A 19,159-nucleotide genomic window follows, 5' to 3' on the forward strand; every position below is an offset into this window, starting at 1 on the left:
GGCCAATGCCTCAAAATGAGGCATGGCGCCCGTTTGAACGTGAGTGGTCGCTACTCGGAAATGGCTGGCGAATCAACGGCCGGCGTTCGCGTCGGCCACCGTCAGGGCGGTCATGTTGACCAGCCGGCGCACCGTCGCGGACGGCGTCAGGATGTGCACCGGCTGCGCCGCACCCAGCAGGACCGGACCGATGGCGATGCCGCCGCCGGACGCCGTCTTGAGCAGGTTGTAGCTGATGTTGGCCGCGTCGATGTTGGGCAGCACGAGCAGGTTGGCTTCGCCCTTGAGGGTGCTGCGCGGCATGAGCTCTGCGCGGTAGGCGGCGTCCAGCGCCGCGTCGCCGTGCATCTCGCCGTCGATCTCCAGCCACGGCGCCGCCTGCTGGATGAGCGCGAGCGCCTCGCGCATCTTCACGGCCGAGGGCTGGTTGCTGGAGCCGAAGTTGGAGTGCGACAGCAGCGCGGCCTTGGGCTGGATGCCGAAGCGGCGCATCTCCTCGGCCGCCAGCACCGTGATCTCGCACAGCTGCTCGGGCGTGGGGTCGTAGTTGATGTGCGTGTCGACCAGGAACACCTGGCGGCCCGGCAGCAGCAGGCCGTTCATGCAGGCGAAGGTCTTCACCCCCGGTCGGCGGCCGATGACGGCCTCCACGTGGTGCAGGTGCAGCTGCGGCGTGCCCCAGGTGCCGCAGATCATGCCGTCCACCTCGCCCTTGTGCAGCAGCATGCTGGAGATGAGCGTCAGTCGCCGGCGCATCTCGATCTTCGCCAGCTGCACGGTCACGCCGCGGCGCTCCATCATCTGGTGGTAGGTCTGCCAGTAGTCGCGGTAACGCGGGTCGTCGTCGATGTTGACCAGCTGGTAGTCGCGCCCCTCCTGCAGCCGCAGGCCCATCTTGGCGATGCGCGCGTGGATGATGCTGCGCCGCCCCACCAGCCAGGGCTGGGCCAGGCCTTCATCCACCACCACTTGCACGGCCGACAGCACCCGACGGTCCTCGCCCTCGGCGTAGGCGATCTTCTTGTGCGCGGCCTTCTTGGCCAGCGTGAAGATCGGCTTCATCAGGTTGCCCGAGGCGTAGACGAAGCTGTGCAGCTTCTCGCGGTAGGCCGCCAGGTCGGTGATCGGGCGTTGCGCGACGCCGGATTCGCGCGCCGCGTCGGCCACCGCGGGCGCGATCTGGATCATCAGCCGCGGGTCGAACGGCTTGGGGATGAGGTAGTCCGGCCCGAACGAGAGCGTCTGGCCGGCGTAGGCGGTGGCCACCACGTCGCTCTGCTCGGCCTGCGCGAGATCGGCGATGGCCTTGACCGCGGCGATCTCCATCTCGTCGTTGATGGTCCTGGCGCCGCAGTCGAGTGCGCCCCGGAAGATGTAGGGGAAGCACAGGACGTTGTTGACCTGGTTGGGGTAGTCGGTGCGGCCGGTGGCCATGATGGCGTCGTCGCGCACCGCCTTGACCTCCTCCGGCATGATCTCCGGCGTGGGGTTGGCCAGCGCGAAGATCAGCGGCTTCGGGCCCATGGCCGCCACCATCTCGGGCTTGAGCACGCCGCCGGCCGACAGGCCCAGGAAGACGTCGGCGCCGGCGATCACCTGGGCCAGCTGGCGCAGCTCGGTGGGCTGCGCGAACTCGGCCTTGTCCGGGTCCATGAGTTCGGCGCGGCCCTCGTAGACCACGCCCGCGAGGTCGGTCACCCAGATGTTCTCGCGCGGCAGGCCCAGCTTGACCAGCAGGTTCAGGCAGGCCAGCGCCGCGGCGCCGGCCCCTGAGGAGACCAGCTTGATCTCCTTGATGCTCTTGCCCACCACCTTCAGGCCGTTGAGCAGGGCCGCACCCACCACGATGGCGGTGCCGTGCTGGTCGTCGTGGAAGACGGGGATCGACAGCCGCTCGCGCAGCTTGCGCTCGACGTAGAAGCAGTCGGGCGCCTTGATGTCCTCGAGGTTGATGCCGCCGAAGGTGGGCTCCAGCGCGGCGATCACCTCCACCAGGCGGTCCGGGTCCTTCTCGTTGATCTCGATGTCGAACACATCGATGCCGGCGAACTTCTTGAACAGCACGCCCTTGCCTTCCATGACCGGCTTGGACGCCAGCGGCCCGATGTCGCCCAGGCCCAGCACGGCGGTGCCGTTGGTGACCACGGCCACCAGGTTGCCGCGCGAGGTGTAGCGGAAGGCGTTGGCCGGGTCCTCGACGATCTCCTCGCAGGCGGCCGCCACGCCGGGCGAGTACGCCAGCGCCAGGTCGCGCTGGTTCGTCAGCTGCTTGGTCGCGGCGATGGCCACCTTGCCCGGCGTCGGGAACTCGTGGTACTCGAGCGCCGCACGGCGCAGTTCGGCTCGTTTTTCCTCGAAGGTCGGCATGGGGCTCTCGGGTGGCGCGGCAGGGGGGCAACGATTCTAGGATGGGGCAGTGTGCGTGCCGGCGCCGCCCCGGCGCATGCGCGAAACTGCTTAGGCAGCGCCCCAGGCGGGGCACCCATACTGCCGCCCCAGTGATGACGCCACCCGCCGCCGCCCCCGCCCCGGAGCCCTCGCGCGGCCGCCGGGGCTTTCGCTGGCTGCTGTGGGGCGCGCTGGTGGGCCTGCTGCTGGTGGCGCAGTCGCTGCTGGTGGGGCTGACCATCGCCTACGAGGAATCGCGCGCGCAGGAGCGCACCGACGAGGTCGCCGCCTTCGCCGCGGCCGAGATGCGCCGCCTGGTGCAGGCCAGCCTGCAGGGCGCGCAGGCCCTGACCTGGGGCGACCCGCCGCCGGTGCAGTGGCGCTACGACGCGCTGGAGATGATGCGCCAGCGTGACGAGTTCCTGCGCATGGAACTGCGCGACGAGGGCCTGCGGCTGGTCACGGCCGCCGATGCGCCGTTTCGCGCGCCGCTGTTCGGCAACCTCGCCCGCACCGACCTGGAGGTGGAGATGCTGGCCACCTGCGCCGGCGCCCGGCGCGCCGCCATGCCGGCGTTCTCGCGCTCGTACTTCGTGCCGCAGCCGGGCGGGCTGGGCCTGGAGGTGATCGACCTGTGCCTGCCGCTGGACCGCGCCGGCCAGCACGCCGGCTACATGGTGGCCACGCTGGCCCTGGCGCAGCTGCTGGAGGACGCGGTGCGCGAGGCCGGCGTCAGCGCCCACGAGCTGTCGCTGGTCGAGGCCGACGGCACGCGGCTGGTGCGCGCGGGCACCCGCCGCGGCGCCGGCATCTACCAGGCCACGCGCATCGTGGACCTGCCCGGCCAGTCGCTGCAGCTGCGGGCGGACGCGGCCCAGGGCCGCCCGGGCCTGATTCCCAACGTCACGGTGGCCCTGGTCGTGGGCCTGTCGCTGCTGCTGTTCGGGCTGGTGGTGCTGCTGGTGCGGGACGTGCGCCGGCGCGCGAAGGCCGAGACGGCGCTGGCCGAGGCGCTCGCCTTCCGGCGCGCGATGGAGGACTCGCTCGTCACCGGCCTGCGCGCACGCGACGTGCGCGGCCGCATCACCTACGTGAACCCGGCTTTCTGCGCCATGGTCGGCTGGAGTGCCGAGGAGCTCATCGGCACCGACCCGCCGCCGTACTGGCCGCCCGAGCACATCGCGGAGTACCGCCGCCGCCAGTCCGAGCGCTTCACCCTGTCGCGCGACGCCGCCGCCCAGCGCGAGGGCTTCGAGACGCAGTTCATGCGGCGCACCGGGGAGCGCTTTCCGGTGATGATCTACGAAGCCCCGCTGCGCGACCGGGTCGGGCACCACGCCGGCTGGATGAGCGCTGTGCTGGACGTGAGCGCGGCGCGCCGCATGGAGGAGCTCTCGCGCCAGCAGCAGGAGCGCCTGCAGGCCACCGCGCGGCTGGCCACCGTGGGCGAGATGGCCTCGCTGCTCAGCCACGAGCTGAACCAGCCGCTGGCCGCGATCGCCAGCTACGCGAGCGGCTCGCTCAACCTGGTGGCCGATGCGCAGGCCCAGGCGCAGGGCCTGCCGGCCTCGCCGGCGCAGGCCGAGACGCTGGGGATGGTGCGCCAGGCGCTGGAGCGCGTGGCCGAGCAGGCCGAGCGGGCGGGGCGCGTCATCAAGAGCGTGCATGCCTTCGTGCGGCGTCGCGAGCGCTCGCGCGAGGCGGTGGGCGCGGGCGAGCTGATCGAGGCGGTGCTGCCCCTGGTGCGGCTGCAGGCGCGCAAGAGCGGCACGCGGCTCGAGGTGGACTGCCCGCAGCCCGCGCCGCGCGTCTGGGCCGACCGCACGATGGTCGAGCAGGTGCTGCTGAACCTCACGCGCAACGCCATCCAGTCGATGGAGGGCGGCGAGACGCCGCTGGCCGAACGGGTGCTCACCCTGCGTGTGAGCCAGCCGCACGCCCGCTGGGTGCGCCTGGCCGTCATCGACCGCGGGGGTGGCATCGCGCCGGAGGTGGCGGCGCAGCTGTTCACCCCCTTCTTCACCACCCGTGCCGAGGGCATGGGCCTGGGCCTGTCGCTGTGCCGCACGGTGATCGAGCAGCACGGCGGCGCGCTGGACTTCGGCCCGGCGGAATCCGGCGACGGCATGCGCACGGGAACGGAGTTCCGGTTTACCCTCCCGGTGGCGCCCGACGGTCGCACCGCCGACCTCCCGCCTGACGCCCCATGAACCCGCCCGCTGCCTCCCGATTCGGCCTGCCCATGGTGTACCTCGTCGACGACGAGGACGTGGTGCGCGATGCCCTGGCCTGGCTGCTGCGCACGCGCCGCCTGCTGTCCGAGGGCTTTGCCAGCGGCGACGCCTTCGCCGAGTTCCTGGCAGGCCGCGGGCCGGCCGACTGGCCGACGGCGCCGTCGTGCGTGCTGCTGGACGTGCGCATGCCCGGCATGTCCGGGCTGGCGCTGTTCGAGCTGCTGGTCGAGCGCGGGCTGGTCGACGCGCTGCCGGTGATCTTCCTCACCGGCCATGGCGACGTGCCCACGGCCGTGGCCGCGGTCAAGCGCGGCGCCTTCGATTTCGTGGAGAAGCCGTTCTCGGACAACGCGCTGGTCGACCGCATCGAGCAGGCCCTGGCCGTCAGCGAACGGGCCCTGTCCCGGCGCGCCGACCGCCGCCGCGTGGAGCGCGCGCTGGCCGAGCTCACCGAGCGCGAGCGCGAGGTGATGCAGCTGGTGGTCGAAGGCCGACCCAACAAGCTCATCGCCGACGCGCTGGACATCAGCGTGCGCACGGTGGAGGTGCACCGGGCGCGCGTGTTCGACAAGATGAACGTCAAGTCCGCGGTGGAGCTCGCGAACCTCCTGCACCCGGCGGCGCAGTACCGCCACCACCTGCCCCTTCCGCCCGGCGGTTCGGCCTGAGGCTGTCGAAGGCGCGCCCTGGCGTGCCCCGGGGCGGCCACAATCGCGCCATGGCCCTGGGTGAGTTCGACCTGATCGAGACCTTCTTCCGCCCCCCGGTGCGGCGCGCCGTGCTGGGTGGCGGGGACGATTGCGCGCTGCTGCAGCCGGCACCGGGCATGCAGCTGGCGGTGTCCACCGACATGCTGGTCGAGGGGCGCCACTTCCTGTCCACCGTGCCGCCCGAGCGCCTGGGCCACAAGGCGCTGGCGGTGAACCTGAGCGACCTGGCCGCCTGCGGGGCCGAGCCGCTGGCCTTCACGCTCGGCCTGTGCCTGCCGCGCGCCGACGCCGCGTTCCTCGGGCCGCTGGCGCGCGGCATGCTGGCCCTGGCCGAGCGCCATGGCATCGAGCTGGTGGGCGGCGACACCACCGCCGGCCCGCTCGCGCTGTCGATCACCGTGATGGGCCAGGTCCCGGCGGGCCAGGCGCTGCTGCGCAGCGGCGCGGCGCCGGGCGACGACCTGTGGGTCAGCGGCACGCTGGGCGATGCGCGCCTCGCCCTGGAGGTGTTCCGCGGCCAGGTGCGCCTGCCGGGCGATGGCTTCGAGCAGGTGCGCCAGGCCATGGAGTGTCCCGAGCCGCGCGTGGCGCTGGGCCAGGCGCTGCGCGGCGTGGCCAGCGCGGCCATCGACCTGTCCGATGGGCTGCTGGGTGACCTGCGCCATGTGCTGGCCCGCTCGCAGGTGGGGGCCACCGTGTGGCTCGACGCACTGCCCCGCAGCCCCTGGCTCGCCGCCCAGCCCGAGGCGGTGCAGCAGGCCTGCCTGCTGGGCGGCGGCGATGACTACGAGCTGCTGTTCAGCGCGCCGCCCGGCGCCGCGGCCGCGGTGCGGGCCGCCGCCGAACACGCCGGCACGCGGGCCAGCCGCATCGGCCGCATCACCCCCGCGGCCGAGGGCCTGCAGGTGCTGCCGGCGGCCGGCAGCCCCACCGCGCTGGACCTGTCCGGCTGGTCGGGCTTCGACCACTTCGGCAGCGCATGACGCCGACCGCCCGCTTCATGCGCTCGCACCCCGCGCACTGGGTGTCGCTCGGTTTCGGCAGTGGGCTGTCGCCCGTGGCCCCCGGCACGGTGGGCACGCTGTGGGCCTGGCTGGCGTTCGTGGGGCTGGACCCGTGGCTGGGCAGCGGCGGCTGGGCGGTGGTGCTGGCGCTCGGCTGGCCGCTGGGCGGCTGGGCCTGCACCCGCACGGCCCAGGCCCTGGGCGTGGCCGACCCCTCGGCCATCGTGTGGGACGAGGTGCTCGCCTTCTGGACGGTGCTGTGGCTGCTGATGCCGGCCCACTGGGGCTGGCAGGTGCTCGCGTTCGCCCTGTTCCGCCTGTTCGATGCCGCCAAGCCGGGCCCGGTGGCCTGGGCCGACCGGCGCTACAAGCTCGCGCCCGGCGCGGCCATCGGCTGGCGCCAGGGCGCCGGCATCCTGCTGGACGATGCCGTGGCAGCGCTGTGCACCCTGCTGGTGCTGGCGCTGGCCTGGCGGCTCTGGCACTGAAGGCCGCCATGGACGACGCCAGCCCGCTGCTGCCCGACACCGCCTGGCTGCCCGCGGTGCAGGCGCTGGCCGAGGCGCTGCGCCGGCGCGGCACCCGCGTGGCCACGGCCGAAAGCTGCACGGGTGGCCTCATCGGGGCCGCCTGCACCCACCTGGCAGGCTCCAGCGACTGGTACGAGCGCGGCTGGGTGACCTACAGCAACGAGGCCAAGACCGAGCTGCTCGGCGTGCCGGCGGCGCTGATCGTGCAGCACGGTGCGGTGAGCGCCGAGGTGGCGCGTGCCATGGCCGAGGGTGCGCTGGCGCGCAGCCGCGCGCAGGCGGCGGTGGCCGTCACCGGCATCGCCGGCCCGGGGGGGGCGACGCCAGGCAAGCCGGTGGGCCTGGTGTGGCGAGGCCTGGCCTGGCGTGACGCGGGCGGCCAGGTGCGGGCCGAGGCGGCGGCGCAGGTGTTCGCGGGCGACCGCGCGCAGGTGCGCGGCGCGACGGTTCAGTGGGCCCTGTCCGGGCTGCTGGCACTCGCCCGGGCGCGCTGAGCCGCGGGTGGGGCATCCGCCGCCGACAGCGCCCACGCCGGCTCGGCCACCGCGGGCGCCGGGCGCCCGTGCAGAAAGCCCTGCTGCACCGGGCAGCCGGCGCGCTCCAGGGCGGCGCGCTGCAGCTCGGTCTCCACGCCCACGGCCAGCACCCCCACGCCCATGCCCTGGGCCAGGTGCACCACGCCGCGCACGGCGGCGACGGCGGCGGCGTCGTGCGGCAGGCCCGCCACCAGGCCCGCCTCGATCTTCAGCCGCGCGGGCTGCAGCTGCGCCAGCAGGGCCAGCGACAGCGGCGCCGTGCCCACGTTCTCCAGCACCAGCTCGGCGCCTTCGCGCCGCAGCTCGGCGGCGCGCAGCAGGCTGAACTCCGGGTCGCTCATCACCATGTGGCTGCACAGCTCCAGGGCCAGGTCACCCGGCACCAGGCCGTGCTCGTGCAGGGCGCGGCCCACGCTGGCGGGCAGCTGCTCGTGGCGGAACTCCGCGGCGCTCACGTTGACGGCCACCGGCCCCACGGCCAGCCCGGCCGCCTTCCAGCGCGCCTGCTGGGCGCAGGCCGCGTGCAGCACATGCCGCGTGATGGCCTGCAGCTGCTCGCCCGCGCCGGCGCGGTGGATGAAGTGCACCGGCGTCAGCACGCCCTGCTGGGGGTGCTGCCAGCGCAGCAGCGCCTCGGCGCCGACGGCGCGGCCCACGCGGGTGTCGATGAGTGGCTGGTAGTGCAGCTGCAGCGCGTGGCGCGCCAGCGCCTGCGCGAGCTCCGGGTCGCCGCCGCCGGTCACCGGCTCGGGCGCGTCGTCCTGCGCGCGGTACAGCGCGAAGCGGCCCCGCCCGGCCGCCTTGGCGCGGTACATGGCTTGGTCGGCACGCTGCAGCAGCTCGTCGAAGCGCCGCCCGTCGGCCGGGAAGCGCGCGATGCCGATGCTGGCCGAGACCTGCATCTGCACGTCGGGCTGGCCGGGCAGCGGCACCGGTTGCTCGATGGCGTGGATGAGCCGCAGCGCGGCATGCGCCACGGCCTGGGCGTCCTCCACCTCGGACAGCAGGGCCACGAACTCGTCGCCGGCCAGGCGCCCGACCAGGTCGGAGCCGCGCATGACCGTGCGCATGCGCTGGCCCAGCACCCGCAGCAGCTCGTCGCCGGCGCGGTGGCCGAGGGTGTCGTTCACCTGCTTGAAGCGGTCCAGGTCGATGAACAGCAGCGCCAGCGGCTGCTGGCCCCGCCGCGCCACCGAGGCGGCGTGGGTGAACAGCTCGGCGAACAGGCGGCGGTTGGGCAGCCCGGTGAGCGCATCCACCATGGCCTGCCGGTGCAGCTCGGCATGGCGGCCCTCCAGGGCCTCCAGCAGGTCGTCGATGCGGTCGATGGCGCGGTTGAGGTGCCGGCCCACGGCGCCCAGCTCGTTGTCGTTGCCGTCCCAGTCGATGCGCGGGCCGCCGCCCTGGCCGCTGCGCGCGATCTCGCTGGCCTGCTTCTTCAGCCGGCGCAGCGGCTCCACCACGCGCCAGGCGAGCACCATCCACAGGGCCAGGGCACCGGCGACGGCCTGGAGCAGCAGGACCAGCCCCACCGCCTGGCGGCGCTCGGCGGGCCACACCGCGGCCACGGCGCCCGCCAAGGTGCTGTCCAGCCACCACAGGCCGATGCCGGCCGCCAGCAGGCTGGCCAGCGTGGCGCCCACGACGGCGCGGCCGATGGACAGCCGCCGCCGCACGCGCGGCAGCGGCGCGCGGTCGATCGCCGGCGGTTCGCTCGGCGGCGGTTCTTCTTGTGTTGGCACCACACCCTCGCTATCGGCCGGCCACGCGCTGGGATGAGGCCGGAAACGTGAACCGTGCATTGTGAACAGGCGCTAGGCTGGGAGACATGACGATTTACCTTTGCGGACAAATTGACACCACGGAGCGGCAGGCCTGGCTGGACGCCCTGGCCCTCGCCCTGCCCGGCGAGCCGGTGCGCACGGCACTGGGGCCGGACGACCGGGGTGGCGTGGACGTGGCGCTCGTGGCCAACCCGCCCCCGGGCAGCCTGCAGGGCCTGCCCGCGCTGCGCCTGGTGCAGTCGCTGTGGGCAGGCGTGGACCGGCTGCTGGCCGACCCCACGCTGCCCGACGGCGTGCCGGTGGCGCGCATGGTGGACCCGGCGATGACGGCGGCCATGGCCGAGACCGCGCTGTGGGCGGTGCTCTCGCTGCACCGTGGCTTCTTCCGCTACGCCGCGCAGCAGTCGGCCGGCTGCTGGCAGCCGCTGCCCCAGCGCCGCGCGGACGAGGTGCATGTGGCGGTGCTGGGCCTGGGTGAGCTCGGCCGGGCGGTGGCGGCGCGCCTGGCCGGCCAGGGCTACCGGGTGACGGGCTGGCGGCGCACGCCCGTCGGGCCGCTGCCGGCCGGCGTGGCCGCCTGCGAGGGCGAGGGCGCCTGGGGCCCGTTGCTGGCGCGCAGCGACGTGCTGGTGAACCTGCTGCCGCTGACCGCGGCCACCCGCGGCCTGCTCGACGCACGGGCCTTTGCGGCCCTGCGCCCGGGCGCGGCCCTGGTGAACCTCGCCCGCGGCGCCCATGTCGTGGAAGCGGACCTGCTGGTGGCCCTGGACGCGGGCCAGGTGGGCCACGCCGTGCTGGACGTGTTCGCCAGCGAGCCGCTGGCGCCCGGTCATCCGTTCTGGTCGCATCCCCAGGTGACCGTGCTGCCCCACGCAGCGGCCCTGACGGACCCGCGCACCGCGGCGGGCGTGGTGGCCGCCAATGTGCACGCCTGCCGCGCCGGGCGGCCGCTGGCCCACCGGGTGGAGCGCTCGCGCGGCTACTGAGCGTTCAGCTGGCCGCGGGCAGCGTCATCGGCCGCCGGGCGGCCCCGCGGCGCGCCGTGGCGGCGGCCACCAGGTCCAGCAGGCCCAGCGCCAGGCGGCGCAGCGCCTCCCAGGCGTCTTCGGGCCAGTCCGGCCGGCGCAGGCCCTTGATGACGCCGTCGCAGTCGCTGGCGGCCACCACCAGCGCGGCCAGGGCGCCGTCGTCCACACCGGGCAGCAGGGCCTGGAAGACACGCTCCTTGTCGCCCCACACCCGCGCCTCGCGCAGCGCCATGGGCAGCGGCAGGCCGGCGGCCAGCGCGCCGCGCGCGCGCTGCAGCGCCATCACGTCGTTGGCCAGCATCCAGTGCACGGGCACGGGCGACTCGCCCTCGGCCTTCAGGCCGTCGAGCATGCGCAGGGCGCGGCCCGGCTGGCCGGCCAGCACGGCGGACACCAGCTGGGCGATGTCGAAGCGCGCCACGTCCAGCACCGCGGATTCGATCTGCTCGAAGCTGAGCTCGCCGGCCGGGTACAGCAGGGCCAGCTTCTGCAGCTCCTGGTGCGCGGCCAGCAGGTTGCCCTCCACCCGGTCGGCGAAGTAGGCCAGGGTCTGCTGGCCGGCGTCGCCCGCGGCCACGCGCTGGCCCTGCGCGGCCAGGCGCTGGGCGATCCAGCCGGGCAGCGCATGGCGCTCGATCGGGTCCAGGCGCACGGCGACACCGGCCCGGTCGAGCGCGGCGAACCAGGCGCTCTTGAGCTGCTCGCGGTCCAGGCGCGGCAGGTGCACCAGCGTCAGCACATCCGGCGAGATCTGCTCGCAGTACGCCTGCAGCGCGGACGAGCCGTCCTTGCCCGGCTTGCCGCTGGGGATGCGGATCTCGATCAGCTGGCGGTCGGTGAACAGGCCCATGGACCGCGCCGCGCCCAGCACGCCGCTCCAGTCGAAGTGGGCGCCGCTCACGGTGAACACCTGGCGGTCGCCGAAACCGGCGGCGCGCGCGGCCGCGCGCAGCGTGTCGGCGGCCTCCTGCGCCAGCAGCGGCTCGTCGCCGTGCAGGGTGTAGATGCTCTTCAGCCCGCTGCGCGCGAGCTGGGTGGCGAGCTGGTCGGCGCGGACCTGCATGGTGCGGCGCGCCGGCTCAGGCGGCCGGCGCCCGGCCGGAGGCCGCGAGCATCTCGAGCAGCTGGTGGGCCATGTCCAGCCGCATGTCGCGCAGCAGCACGGCCTCCTCGGTCTGCTTGGCCAGCGCGGCGGTCTCGCTGTAGCTCATGTCGCGCGTCAGCTCGAGCTGCGTCTCGGGCAGCAGCGGCGTGCCGTCCGGGCGGTCGAGCCGGAAGCGCAGGGTGACGCGCAGGCGGAACTCGCGCACCTGGCCACCGGCGGTGGAGGCGGCCACGGTGCGCGTGAGGCGGTCCTCCAGCACCACCAGCACGCGCTCGGCCTGGCGCGGGTCGTCCACCCACTGCACGCTGCGCGGCAGTGCCTGGCGCAGCGCGTCGGCCATGGGCGCCGCGGGCGCGAAGCCGCTCACCGCCAGCCGCGTGAACGGCAGCGCGGCGGGCTGGCGCAGGGCGAAGCCGCAGCCCCCCAGGGCCGTGGTGGCCGAGGCCGCGACCAGCGCGGCGAGCAGGGCGCGGCGCGGCACCGGCATCAGACCACCACGTTGACCAGGCGGCCCGGCACGATCACCACCTTCTTCGGCGGCTTGCCTTCGGTGAACTTGGCCAGGTCCGGCGTGGCCAGCATGGCCAGCGCAGCGGCCTCGATGGCGGCCTTGTCGGCGGACGCGGCCACGCGCACGGCACCACGCAGCTTGCCGTTGACCTGCAGCACCAACTCCACCTCGTCCTGCACCAGGGCGGCCTCGTCCACCTGCGGCCAGGGCGCGTCCAGCAGGTCACCCAGGCGGGCGGCGTAGCCCAGGTCCTGCCACAGCGCGTGGGTGATGTGCGGGCAGGCCGGGTACAGCGCACGCAGCAGCACCGAGAAGCCCTCGCGCAGCACGGCCGCGTCACCGGCCGCGTCGGTGGGCTTGAAGGCCTCCAGCGCATTGAGCAGCTTCATCGCACCGGAGACCACGGTGTTGTACTGCATGCGCTCGTAGTCGTAGCTCACCTGCCTGAGCACCAGGTGCACCTCGCGGCGCAGCGCCTTGGCCTCGGCGGACAGGGCGGCGCCCACGTCGGCCGCGCCCTGCAGGGCGGCCGAGTGGCGGGCGCCGAACTGCCACACGCGCTTGAGGAAGCGGTGCGCGCCTTCCACGCCGGCGTCGTTCCACTCCAGCGTCTGCTCCGGCGGCGAGGCGAACATGACGAACAGGCGCGCGGTGTCGGCGCCGTAGCGCTCGATCAGGTCCTGCGGGTCCACGCCGTTGTTCTTGGACTTGGACATGGTGCCCACGCCCTGGTAGTCCACCGCCGAGCCGTCGCTCTTGAGCTTGGCGCCGACGATCTTGCCGCCCTCGTCGAAGACGTTGTCCACCTCGTGCGGCCAGAAGTACTCGATGCCGCCCTTGTCGGTGCGCCGGCTGTAGATGTGGTTGAGCACCATGCCCTGGGTGAGCAGGCGGGTGAAGGGCTCGTCCACCGTCACCAGGCCCAGGTCGCGCATGACCTTGGTCCAGAAGCGCGCGTACAGCAGGTGCAGGATCGCATGCTCGATGCCGCCGATGTACTGGTCCATCGGCATCCAGTAGTCGTTGCGGGCGTCGACCATCGCGCCGTGGTTGTCGGCGCTGGTGTAGCGCATGAAGTACCACGACGAGTCGATGAAGGTGTCCATCGTGTCGGTCTCGCGGCGCGCGGGCTTTGCGCAGCACGGGCAGGGCACGTTCAGGAAGCCCTCGCACTTGTTCAGCGGGTTGCCGGAGCCGTCGGGGATCAGGTCCTCCGGCAGCACCACGGGCAGGTCCTTCTCGGGCACGGGCACGGCACCGCAGCTGTCGCAGTGGATGATGGGGATGGGCGTGCCCCAGTAGCGCTGGCGGCTGATGCCCCAGTCGCGCAGGCGCCAGGTGGTCTTCTTCTCGCCCAGGCCCTGGGCGGCGAGCAGCTCGGCCACCTTGTCCACCGCCTCGGCATGGCCCAGGCCGTCGAGCACGCCCGAATCGACGCAGCGGCCGCGCTGCTTGTCGCCGTACCAGTCGGCCCAGGCGTCGGTGGAGTACACCTCGCCGGCCACGGCCACCACCTGGCGGATGGGCAGGGCGTACTTGCGCGCGAAGGCGAAGTCGCGCTCGTCGTGCGCGGGCACGCCCATCACGGCGCCGTCGCCGTAGCCCATGAGCACGTAGTTGCCCACCCACACCGGCACCGGCGCGCCGGTGAGCGGGTGCGTCACCGTCAGCCCGGTGGCCACGCCCTTCTTCTCCTGCGTGGCGAGCTCGGCCTCGGTGGTGCCGCCCTGCGCGCACTCGGCGATGAAGGCGGCCACCTCGGGCTGGCTGGCGGCGGCGTGCGCGGCCAGCGGGTGCTCCGGCGCCACGGCGCAGAAGGTCACGCCCATGATGGTGTCGGCGCGCGTGGTGAACACGTACAGGCGCCCGCCCTGGATGGGCTGGCCGTCCGCGCCGCGGATGTCGTGGGGGAAGGCGAAGCGCACGCCGGCGCTCTTGCCGATCCAGTTCTCCTGCATCAGCCGCACGCGCTCGGGCCAGCCTGACAGGTAATTGCGGTCGGCCGGGTCGGCCACGGCGGCCAGCAGCTCCTCGGCGTACTGGGTGATCTTCAGGTAGTAGCCGGGGATCTCGCGCTTTTCCACCAGGGCGCCCGAGCGCCAGCCGCGGCCGTCGATCACCTGCTCGTTGGCCAGCACGGTCTGGTCCACCGGGTCCCAGTTGACGACCTGGGTGCGGCGCTCGGCGATGCCCTTCTCGAGCATCTTCAGGAACAGCCACTGGTTCCAGCGGTAGTACTCGGGCGCGCAGGTGGCGACCTCGCGCGACCAGTCGATCGCCAGGCCCATGGCCAGCATCTGCTGCTTCATGTAGGCGATGTTCGAGTAGGTCCACTGCGCGGGCGGCACCTTGCTCTTCATGGCGGCGTTCTCGGCCGGCAGGCCGAAGGCGTCCCAGCCCATGGGCATCAGCACGTTCATGCCCTTCATCCGCAGCTGGCGGGTGAGCATGTCGTTGATGGTGTAGTTGCGCACATGGCCCATGTGCAGCTTGCCCGAGGGGTAGGGCAGCATGGAGCAGGCGTAGAACTTCGGCTTGCTCGCGTCCTCGGTGACGCGGTAGGCATCACGCGCATTCCAGTGCGCCTGGGCGGCGCCTTCGACCTCGGCGGGGACGTATTTCTCGTTCATCCGCCGGATTATCCCCGGCGTGGCGCCTTGGGGCCGATCAGCGGGCCGCGCTGGCCGCCGGTGCGCTGGCGGTGATGAAGCCGATGCGCGACAGCCCGGCCTCCTGCAGCCAGCCGATCAGCTCGGCCACGCGGCCATAGGGCACGCCGGCGTCGGCGCGCAGCTGCACCTCGGTGGCGGGCTGGCGCTCGGCGGCCCGCGCCGCCTGCTCGCGCAGGGACTCCGCGGCCACGGGCTGGTCGCCCAGGTACAGCTGGCCCTGCGCGTCCACGGCCACGGCCAGCACCGCAGGCGACTCGGTGGCCGGCGTGCCGCCCGCACGCGGCAGGTCCAGCCGCAGGCTGCTGCTCATCAGGGGCGCGGTGAGGATGAAGATCACCAGCAGCACCAGCATGACGTCGATCAGCGGCGTCATGTTGATGTCGCTCATCGGCTGCGGGGCGCGGGTGCGCTCGAGGCGTCCGAAAGCCATGGCGGATCGTGGGTGGCGGTGGGTCGCTCAGCCGGCGTCGTGCAGGGCGATCTCGCGCAGGTCGTGGGCGAAGCCCTCGAGCTCGGCCTCGCAGGCGCCCAGCCACTTGCCGAACACGTTGTAGGCCAGCACGGCCGGGATGGCCACGGCCAGGCCGGCGGCGGTCATCACGAGGGCCTCGCCCACCGGGCCGGCCACGCGCTCGATGCTCAGGCCGCCGCCCTCGGCCATGCCGAGCAGCGCGTGGTAGATGCCCCAGACCGTGCCGAACAGGCCCACGAAGGGCGCGGTGGCGCCGACCGAGGCCAGGAACACCTGGCCCGCCTGCAGCTGGCCCAGCCCGGCGTGCAGGGCGTCGCGCAGCCGGCGGGTGAGCTGTGATTCGATCGCGCCGTGCGTCTGCAGCGTGCCCGCCCCCGGGCGCGTGAACGCGGCCTCGGCCAGCGGGGTGATCACGCCCTCGCGGTCCAGCGCCGCCAGGCGCTGGCGCGCCGTGTCGCGGTCCGGCGCGTTCCAGAAGGCGTCGATGCCGCGCTTCAGGTCGGCCAGGGCGCGGCGCAGCACCCAGCCCTTCCAGAAGATGAGCACCCAGGCGCCCACCGACATGGCCAGCAGGGCCAGCGCCACTGCCCGGCCGACGACGTCGGCCTCGGCCCAGAAGCCGTTCAGCCCGTCCATCAGCGCGGCCCGCCCCGCAGGCCCAGCACGTCGGCCATGTCGAACAGGCCGGGGCCGCGGCCGGCCAGGAAGCGGGCGGCGCGCACGCTGCCCTGCGCGTAGCCCACTCGGCTGCTGGACTTGTGGCTGATCTCGATGCGCTCGCCGGTGCCGCAGAACATGACCGTGTGGTCGCCGACGATGTCGCCGCCGCGCACCGTGGCGAAGCCGATGGTGGAGGGATCGCGCTCGCCGGTGACGCCCTCGCGGCCGTAGACGGCGCAGGCCTTCAGGTCGCGGCCCAGGGCCTGGGCGACAGTCTCGCCCATGGCCAGGGCGGTGCCGCTGGGGGCGTCCACCTTGTGGCGGTGGTGGGCCTCGACGATCTCGATGTCGTAGCCCTCGTCCAGCGCGCGCGCGGCCATGTCGAGCAGGCGCAGCACCACGTTGACGCCCACGCTCATGTTGGGGGCCATGACGACGCCGATGTCCTGGGCCGCGGCGGCCACCTCGGCCTTTTGCGCCTCGGTGAAGCCGGTGGTGCCGATCACCATGGCCACGCCGCGGCGGCGGCACTCGGCCAGGTGGGCCAGCGTGCCTTCCGGGCGGGTGAAGTCGATCAGCACCTGGGCGGCGGCGCCGCCCTGGCCCAGGCCGGCGGCCAGGTCGTCGGTGACCCGCACACCGCTGGCCTGGCCGAGCCAGGCGGTGGCGTCCTGGCCGACCAGCGGGCTGCCGGGGCGGTCCAGCGCGCCGGCCAGCGTGCAGTCGGGGGCCTGCTGCACCGCCTCGATCAGCATGCGGCCCATGCGGCCGCTCGCGCCCGCGATGGCGATGCGGATCACGGTGCCGCCTCCAGCGGCGGGTAGCTGCGCGCGGCGCCCTGCGGGGCCACCGGGGCCGCCACCTCCGGGCGCACGGGGGCGGGCAGCTTCTCGCGCTCCTCCGGCGTCAGCTCGAGCTTGGGCAGCTCGCCCTGGCGCGGCCGGCTGATGGACGCCACGAACTCCAGTTCGCTGGGCAGCTCCGGCGCCTCCACGGAGGCCACCAGGTCGTTCTCGAAGCGCACGGTGACCGAGCGCTGCTGCGGCTCGGTGCCCTGGCGGCGGATCACGAAGACGTAGTCCCAGCGCTGGGCATGGAAGGCGTCGGCGATGAGCGGCGAGCCGAGCAGGTCGCGCACGCGGTTGCGCGGCATGCCCGGCTTGATCAGCGCGAGCTGCTCCTTGGTGACCACGTTGCCCTGCACCACCTCGACGCGGTACGGGGTGATCACGCGGGTGATGCCGTCGCTCATGGAGCGGGTGATGGCCGTGCAGCCACCCAGCAGCACCAGGCCGACGGCGGCCGCCGCGGCAGCGGCAAGGCGGGAAGAGGAGGTCAGGGGCATGGCACGGCCGTGGCGGGCCCGTTGCTGGCTATGATGCGGGCGATTCTAGCGGCGCACCCTGCGCCGGACGCCTTCGCACCTGCCATGCCCAACCACGCCGACGAACTCAAGAGCAGCGGCCTGAAAGCCACGCTGCCGCGCCTGCGCATCCTGGAGATCTTCCAGAAGTCCGCCGTGCGCCACATGACCGCCGAGGACGTGTTCAAGGCGCTGCTGGGCGAGGGCTCCGACATCGGCCTGGCCACCGTCTACCGGGTGCTGATGCAGTTCGAGCAGGCCGGCATCCTGGTGCGCAGCCATTTCGAGTCCGGCAAGTCGGTGTTCGAGCTCAACGAGGGCCACCACCACGACCACCTGGTGTGCCTGACCTGCGGGCGCGTGGAGGAGTTCTACGACCCGGAGATCGAAGGCCGCCAGCGGGCCGTGGCCCAGGCGCGCGGCTTCGAGCTTCACGAGCACACGCTGGCGCTGTACGCGGTGTGCACCAAGGCCGACTGCGAGCACCGCCCGGCCGGCGGCTCAGGCGTCAAGACTCCTTCGGGCCATCCATCGCTGCCTGGTGACGGGCGATGAACTCCTGGTAGGTGTCGATCCCGCGCAGCTGCAGGATGGTGTTGCGCACGGCGGCCTCCACCAGCACGGCCAGGTTGCGGCCCGCGTCCACCGCGATGACCACCTTGCGCACGGGGATCTCCAGGATCTCCTCGTACAGCGGCTCGTAGGGCAGGCGCTCGAACTCGCGTTCCATCGTCTCCTTGCGCACCAGGTGGACGATGAGCTTCAGGCGCATCTTCCGGCGCACGGCCGTCTCGCCGAAGATGGCCTTGATGTCCAGCAGGCCGATGCCGCGCACCTCCAGCAGGTTCATCAGCAGGTCGGGGCAGCGGCCTTCCAGGGTGTTCTGTGACACCCGGTACAGGTCGACGGCGTCGTCGGCCACCAGGCCGTGGCCGCGCGAGATGAGCTCCAGGCCCAGTTCGCTCTTGCCCAGGCCCGATTCGCCGGTGAGCAGCACGCCCAGGCCAAGGATGTCCATGAACACGCCATGGCGGGTGGTGCGCTCGGCGAACAGCTGGCTGAGGTAGGACCGGACCACGTCGATCACGTGGCCGGCCGAGGCCGAGGTGGTGAACAGCGGGATCTCGGCCCGGTCGCACATGGCCACCAGGCGGTCGGGCGCGCGCTGGTCGTCGGCCACGATGATCACCGGCGGCTCCAGCGTCACGATGCGCTGGATGCGCCGCTCCAGCACCTCGGCCGGCGCGTTGTCGAGGTAGGCCACCTCGCGCCGGCCCACCAGCTGCACCCGGTAGGGGTGGATGTAGTTCAGGTAGCCCACCAGGTCGGCCGCCGAGCGCGCGTCGCGCACCGCGGCCTCGTCGAAGCGCCGCTCCGGGTGGGCATGGCCGGCCACCCATTCCCAGCGCAGCGTGCGCTGGTGTTCCTCGAACAGCGCTTCCGCGCTGATGGAAATGGGTTTCACCGGGGCGGCTGCCGGGGCGTCACGCCACCGATTTCAGCGGTTCCCAGTCGGCGATGAGCCGGTGCACGGTGGCCGCGTCGGCCGCGGTCTTGAGCTTCTCGCGCAGCTCGCGGTCGGACAGCAGCTCGGCGATCTCCGACAGGATCTCCAGGTGGCGCTGGGTGGCGGCTTCGGGCACCAGCAGGAAGATCAGCAGGCTGACGGCCTCGTCGTCCGGTGCGTCGAAGGGAATGGGGTTCTGCACGCGGATGACCGCGGCCAGCGGGTTCTTCAGCCCCTTGACGCGGCCGTGCGGCACGGCCACGCCGTGGCCCAGGCCGGTGGAGCCCAGGCGCTCACGGGCGAAGAGGTTGTCGGTGACGGTGGCGCGGGCGATGGCGTGCTGGTTCTCGAACAGCAGGCCCGCGTGCTCGAAAGCGCGCTTCTTGCTGGTCGCATCCACACCCACCAGCACGTTGTCCACGGGCAGGATGGCGGCAAGGCGGTTCATGAACGGCTCTTTCGGCAACAACGGTCGGACGGCGGTCTCGCGTCTTTCGGCCGGTGATCCCTCCGGCTTTAAGGGGGCGGATTATAGAAATCGGTCGCATCCCACGCTTGGCAACGTGGGGCGGCCCGCCTCAGTTGACGCCCCGATGCTGCGTCGCAACAACAGTCTAGCGATTCGACACTCTGCCCGGGTGGGATTAGTGCTCAA

18 protein-coding genes are annotated in these 19,159 nt (G+C 73.1%); 7 read left to right on the forward strand and 11 right to left on the reverse strand.

Going from position 1 to position 19,159, the window contains the following annotated elements; all coding sequences use genetic code 11:
* Window positions 1-72 precede the first annotated feature (72 nt).
* Entirely contained in the window at window positions 73-2,367 is a 2,295-nt protein-coding gene (locus ACE3UN_RS13645; protein ID WP_374675509.1) for an NADP-dependent malic enzyme, read from the reverse strand.
* Window positions 2,368-2,501: 134 nt separating this feature from the next.
* On the opposite strand from ACE3UN_RS13645, the gene ACE3UN_RS13650 reads away from it, so the two are divergent.
* From ACE3UN_RS13650 to ACE3UN_RS13670, 5 genes are read left to right on the forward strand one after another with little or no spacing between them, the layout of a single operon-like run.
* The gene (locus tag ACE3UN_RS13650; protein WP_374675510.1) at window positions 2,502-4,598 is read left to right on the forward strand and encodes a nitrogen regulation protein NR(II); all 2,097 of its coding nucleotides are present in this window, start codon (window positions 2,502-2,504) and stop codon (window positions 4,596-4,598) included.
* Complete coding sequence (locus ACE3UN_RS13655; protein WP_374675511.1) at window positions 4,595-5,290, forward strand: response regulator transcription factor; 696 nt, start codon at window positions 4,595-4,597, stop codon at window positions 5,288-5,290. Before ACE3UN_RS13650 ends, ACE3UN_RS13655 begins: the two co-directional genes overlap by 4 nt.
* 50 nt (window positions 5,291-5,340) lie before the next feature.
* Window positions 5,341-6,315 (forward strand): thiamine-phosphate kinase, encoded by a 975-nt coding sequence (gene thiL, locus ACE3UN_RS13660; protein ID WP_374675512.1) that lies wholly within the window; start codon window positions 5,341-5,343, stop codon window positions 6,313-6,315.
* Window positions 6,312-6,824 (forward strand): phosphatidylglycerophosphatase A, encoded by a 513-nt coding sequence (locus tag ACE3UN_RS13665; RefSeq protein WP_374675513.1) that lies wholly within the window; start codon window positions 6,312-6,314, stop codon window positions 6,822-6,824. Before thiL ends, ACE3UN_RS13665 begins: the two co-directional genes overlap by 4 nt.
* Before the next feature lie 8 nt (window positions 6,825-6,832).
* A complete protein-coding gene (locus ACE3UN_RS13670) occupies window positions 6,833-7,360 on the forward strand; it encodes a CinA family protein (protein ID WP_374675514.1) in 528 nt (175 codons plus the stop codon).
* On the opposite strand, the gene ACE3UN_RS13675 is transcribed toward ACE3UN_RS13670, so the two are convergent.
* Window positions 7,315-9,144 carry a putative bifunctional diguanylate cyclase/phosphodiesterase gene (locus tag ACE3UN_RS13675; protein ID WP_374675515.1) on the reverse strand — a complete coding sequence of 610 codons (1,830 nt, stop codon included), beginning with the start codon at window positions 9,142-9,144 and terminating at the stop codon, window positions 7,315-7,317. The two genes, ACE3UN_RS13670 and ACE3UN_RS13675, sit on opposite strands and share 46 nt — an antisense overlap.
* Before the next feature lie 86 nt (window positions 9,145-9,230).
* Here ACE3UN_RS13675 and ACE3UN_RS13680 point away from each other — a divergent pair, with 86 nt between their 5' ends.
* Window positions 9,231-10,172, forward strand: coding sequence for a 2-hydroxyacid dehydrogenase (locus ACE3UN_RS13680; RefSeq protein ID WP_374675516.1), 942 nt, complete (start codon window positions 9,231-9,233; stop codon window positions 10,170-10,172).
* Between the two features lie 4 nt (window positions 10,173-10,176).
* Here ACE3UN_RS13680 and holA read toward each other — a convergent pair whose 3' ends face one another.
* From holA to ACE3UN_RS13715, 7 genes are read right to left on the reverse strand one after another with little or no spacing between them, the layout of a single operon-like run.
* Entirely contained in the window at window positions 10,177-11,277 is a 1,101-nt protein-coding gene (holA, locus tag ACE3UN_RS13685) for a DNA polymerase III subunit delta (RefSeq protein ID WP_374675517.1), read from the reverse strand.
* A gap of 16 nt (window positions 11,278-11,293) precedes the next feature.
* Complete coding sequence (gene lptE, locus ACE3UN_RS13690) at window positions 11,294-11,806, reverse strand: LPS assembly lipoprotein LptE (protein ID WP_374675518.1); 513 nt, start codon at window positions 11,804-11,806, stop codon at window positions 11,294-11,296.
* On the reverse strand, window positions 11,806-14,460 hold the full coding sequence (gene leuS / locus ACE3UN_RS13695) for a leucine--tRNA ligase (RefSeq protein ID WP_374675519.1): 2,655 nt from the start codon (window positions 14,458-14,460) through the stop codon (window positions 11,806-11,808). The genes lptE and leuS overlap by 1 nt, the downstream gene beginning before the upstream one ends.
* A 37-nt stretch (window positions 14,461-14,497) precedes the next feature.
* On the reverse strand, window positions 14,498-14,932 hold the full coding sequence (locus tag ACE3UN_RS13700) for an ExbD/TolR family protein (RefSeq protein WP_374675520.1): 435 nt from the start codon (window positions 14,930-14,932) through the stop codon (window positions 14,498-14,500).
* Between the two features lie 27 nt (window positions 14,933-14,959).
* Window positions 14,960-15,610, reverse strand: coding sequence for a MotA/TolQ/ExbB proton channel family protein (locus tag ACE3UN_RS13705; RefSeq protein WP_374675521.1), 651 nt, complete (start codon window positions 15,608-15,610; stop codon window positions 14,960-14,962).
* On the reverse strand, window positions 15,610-16,434 hold the full coding sequence (gene dapB / locus ACE3UN_RS13710) for a 4-hydroxy-tetrahydrodipicolinate reductase (protein WP_374675522.1): 825 nt from the start codon (window positions 16,432-16,434) through the stop codon (window positions 15,610-15,612). Before dapB ends, ACE3UN_RS13705 begins: the two co-directional genes overlap by 1 nt.
* On the reverse strand, window positions 16,431-16,979 hold the full coding sequence (locus tag ACE3UN_RS13715) for an outer membrane protein assembly factor BamE (protein WP_374675523.1): 549 nt from the start codon (window positions 16,977-16,979) through the stop codon (window positions 16,431-16,433). The genes dapB and ACE3UN_RS13715 overlap by 4 nt, the downstream gene beginning before the upstream one ends.
* An 84-nt stretch (window positions 16,980-17,063) precedes the next feature.
* On the opposite strand from ACE3UN_RS13715, the gene fur reads away from it, so the two are divergent.
* A complete protein-coding gene (fur, locus tag ACE3UN_RS13720; protein WP_374675524.1) occupies window positions 17,064-17,552 on the forward strand; it encodes a ferric iron uptake transcriptional regulator in 489 nt (162 codons plus the stop codon).
* Here the strand turns inward: fur and hprK are convergent.
* Complete coding sequence (gene hprK / locus ACE3UN_RS13725; protein ID WP_374675525.1) at window positions 17,506-18,462, reverse strand: HPr(Ser) kinase/phosphatase; 957 nt, start codon at window positions 18,460-18,462, stop codon at window positions 17,506-17,508. The two genes, fur and hprK, sit on opposite strands and share 47 nt — an antisense overlap.
* A gap of 19 nt (window positions 18,463-18,481) precedes the next feature.
* Window positions 18,482-18,952 carry a PTS sugar transporter subunit IIA gene (locus ACE3UN_RS13730; protein ID WP_374675526.1) on the reverse strand — a complete coding sequence of 157 codons (471 nt, stop codon included), beginning with the start codon at window positions 18,950-18,952 and terminating at the stop codon, window positions 18,482-18,484.
* Window positions 18,953-19,159: the final 207 nt, after the last annotated feature.

The organism is Ideonella sp. (assembly GCF_041918995.1).
GTDB lineage: Bacteria > Pseudomonadota > Gammaproteobacteria > Burkholderiales > Burkholderiaceae_C > Ideonella.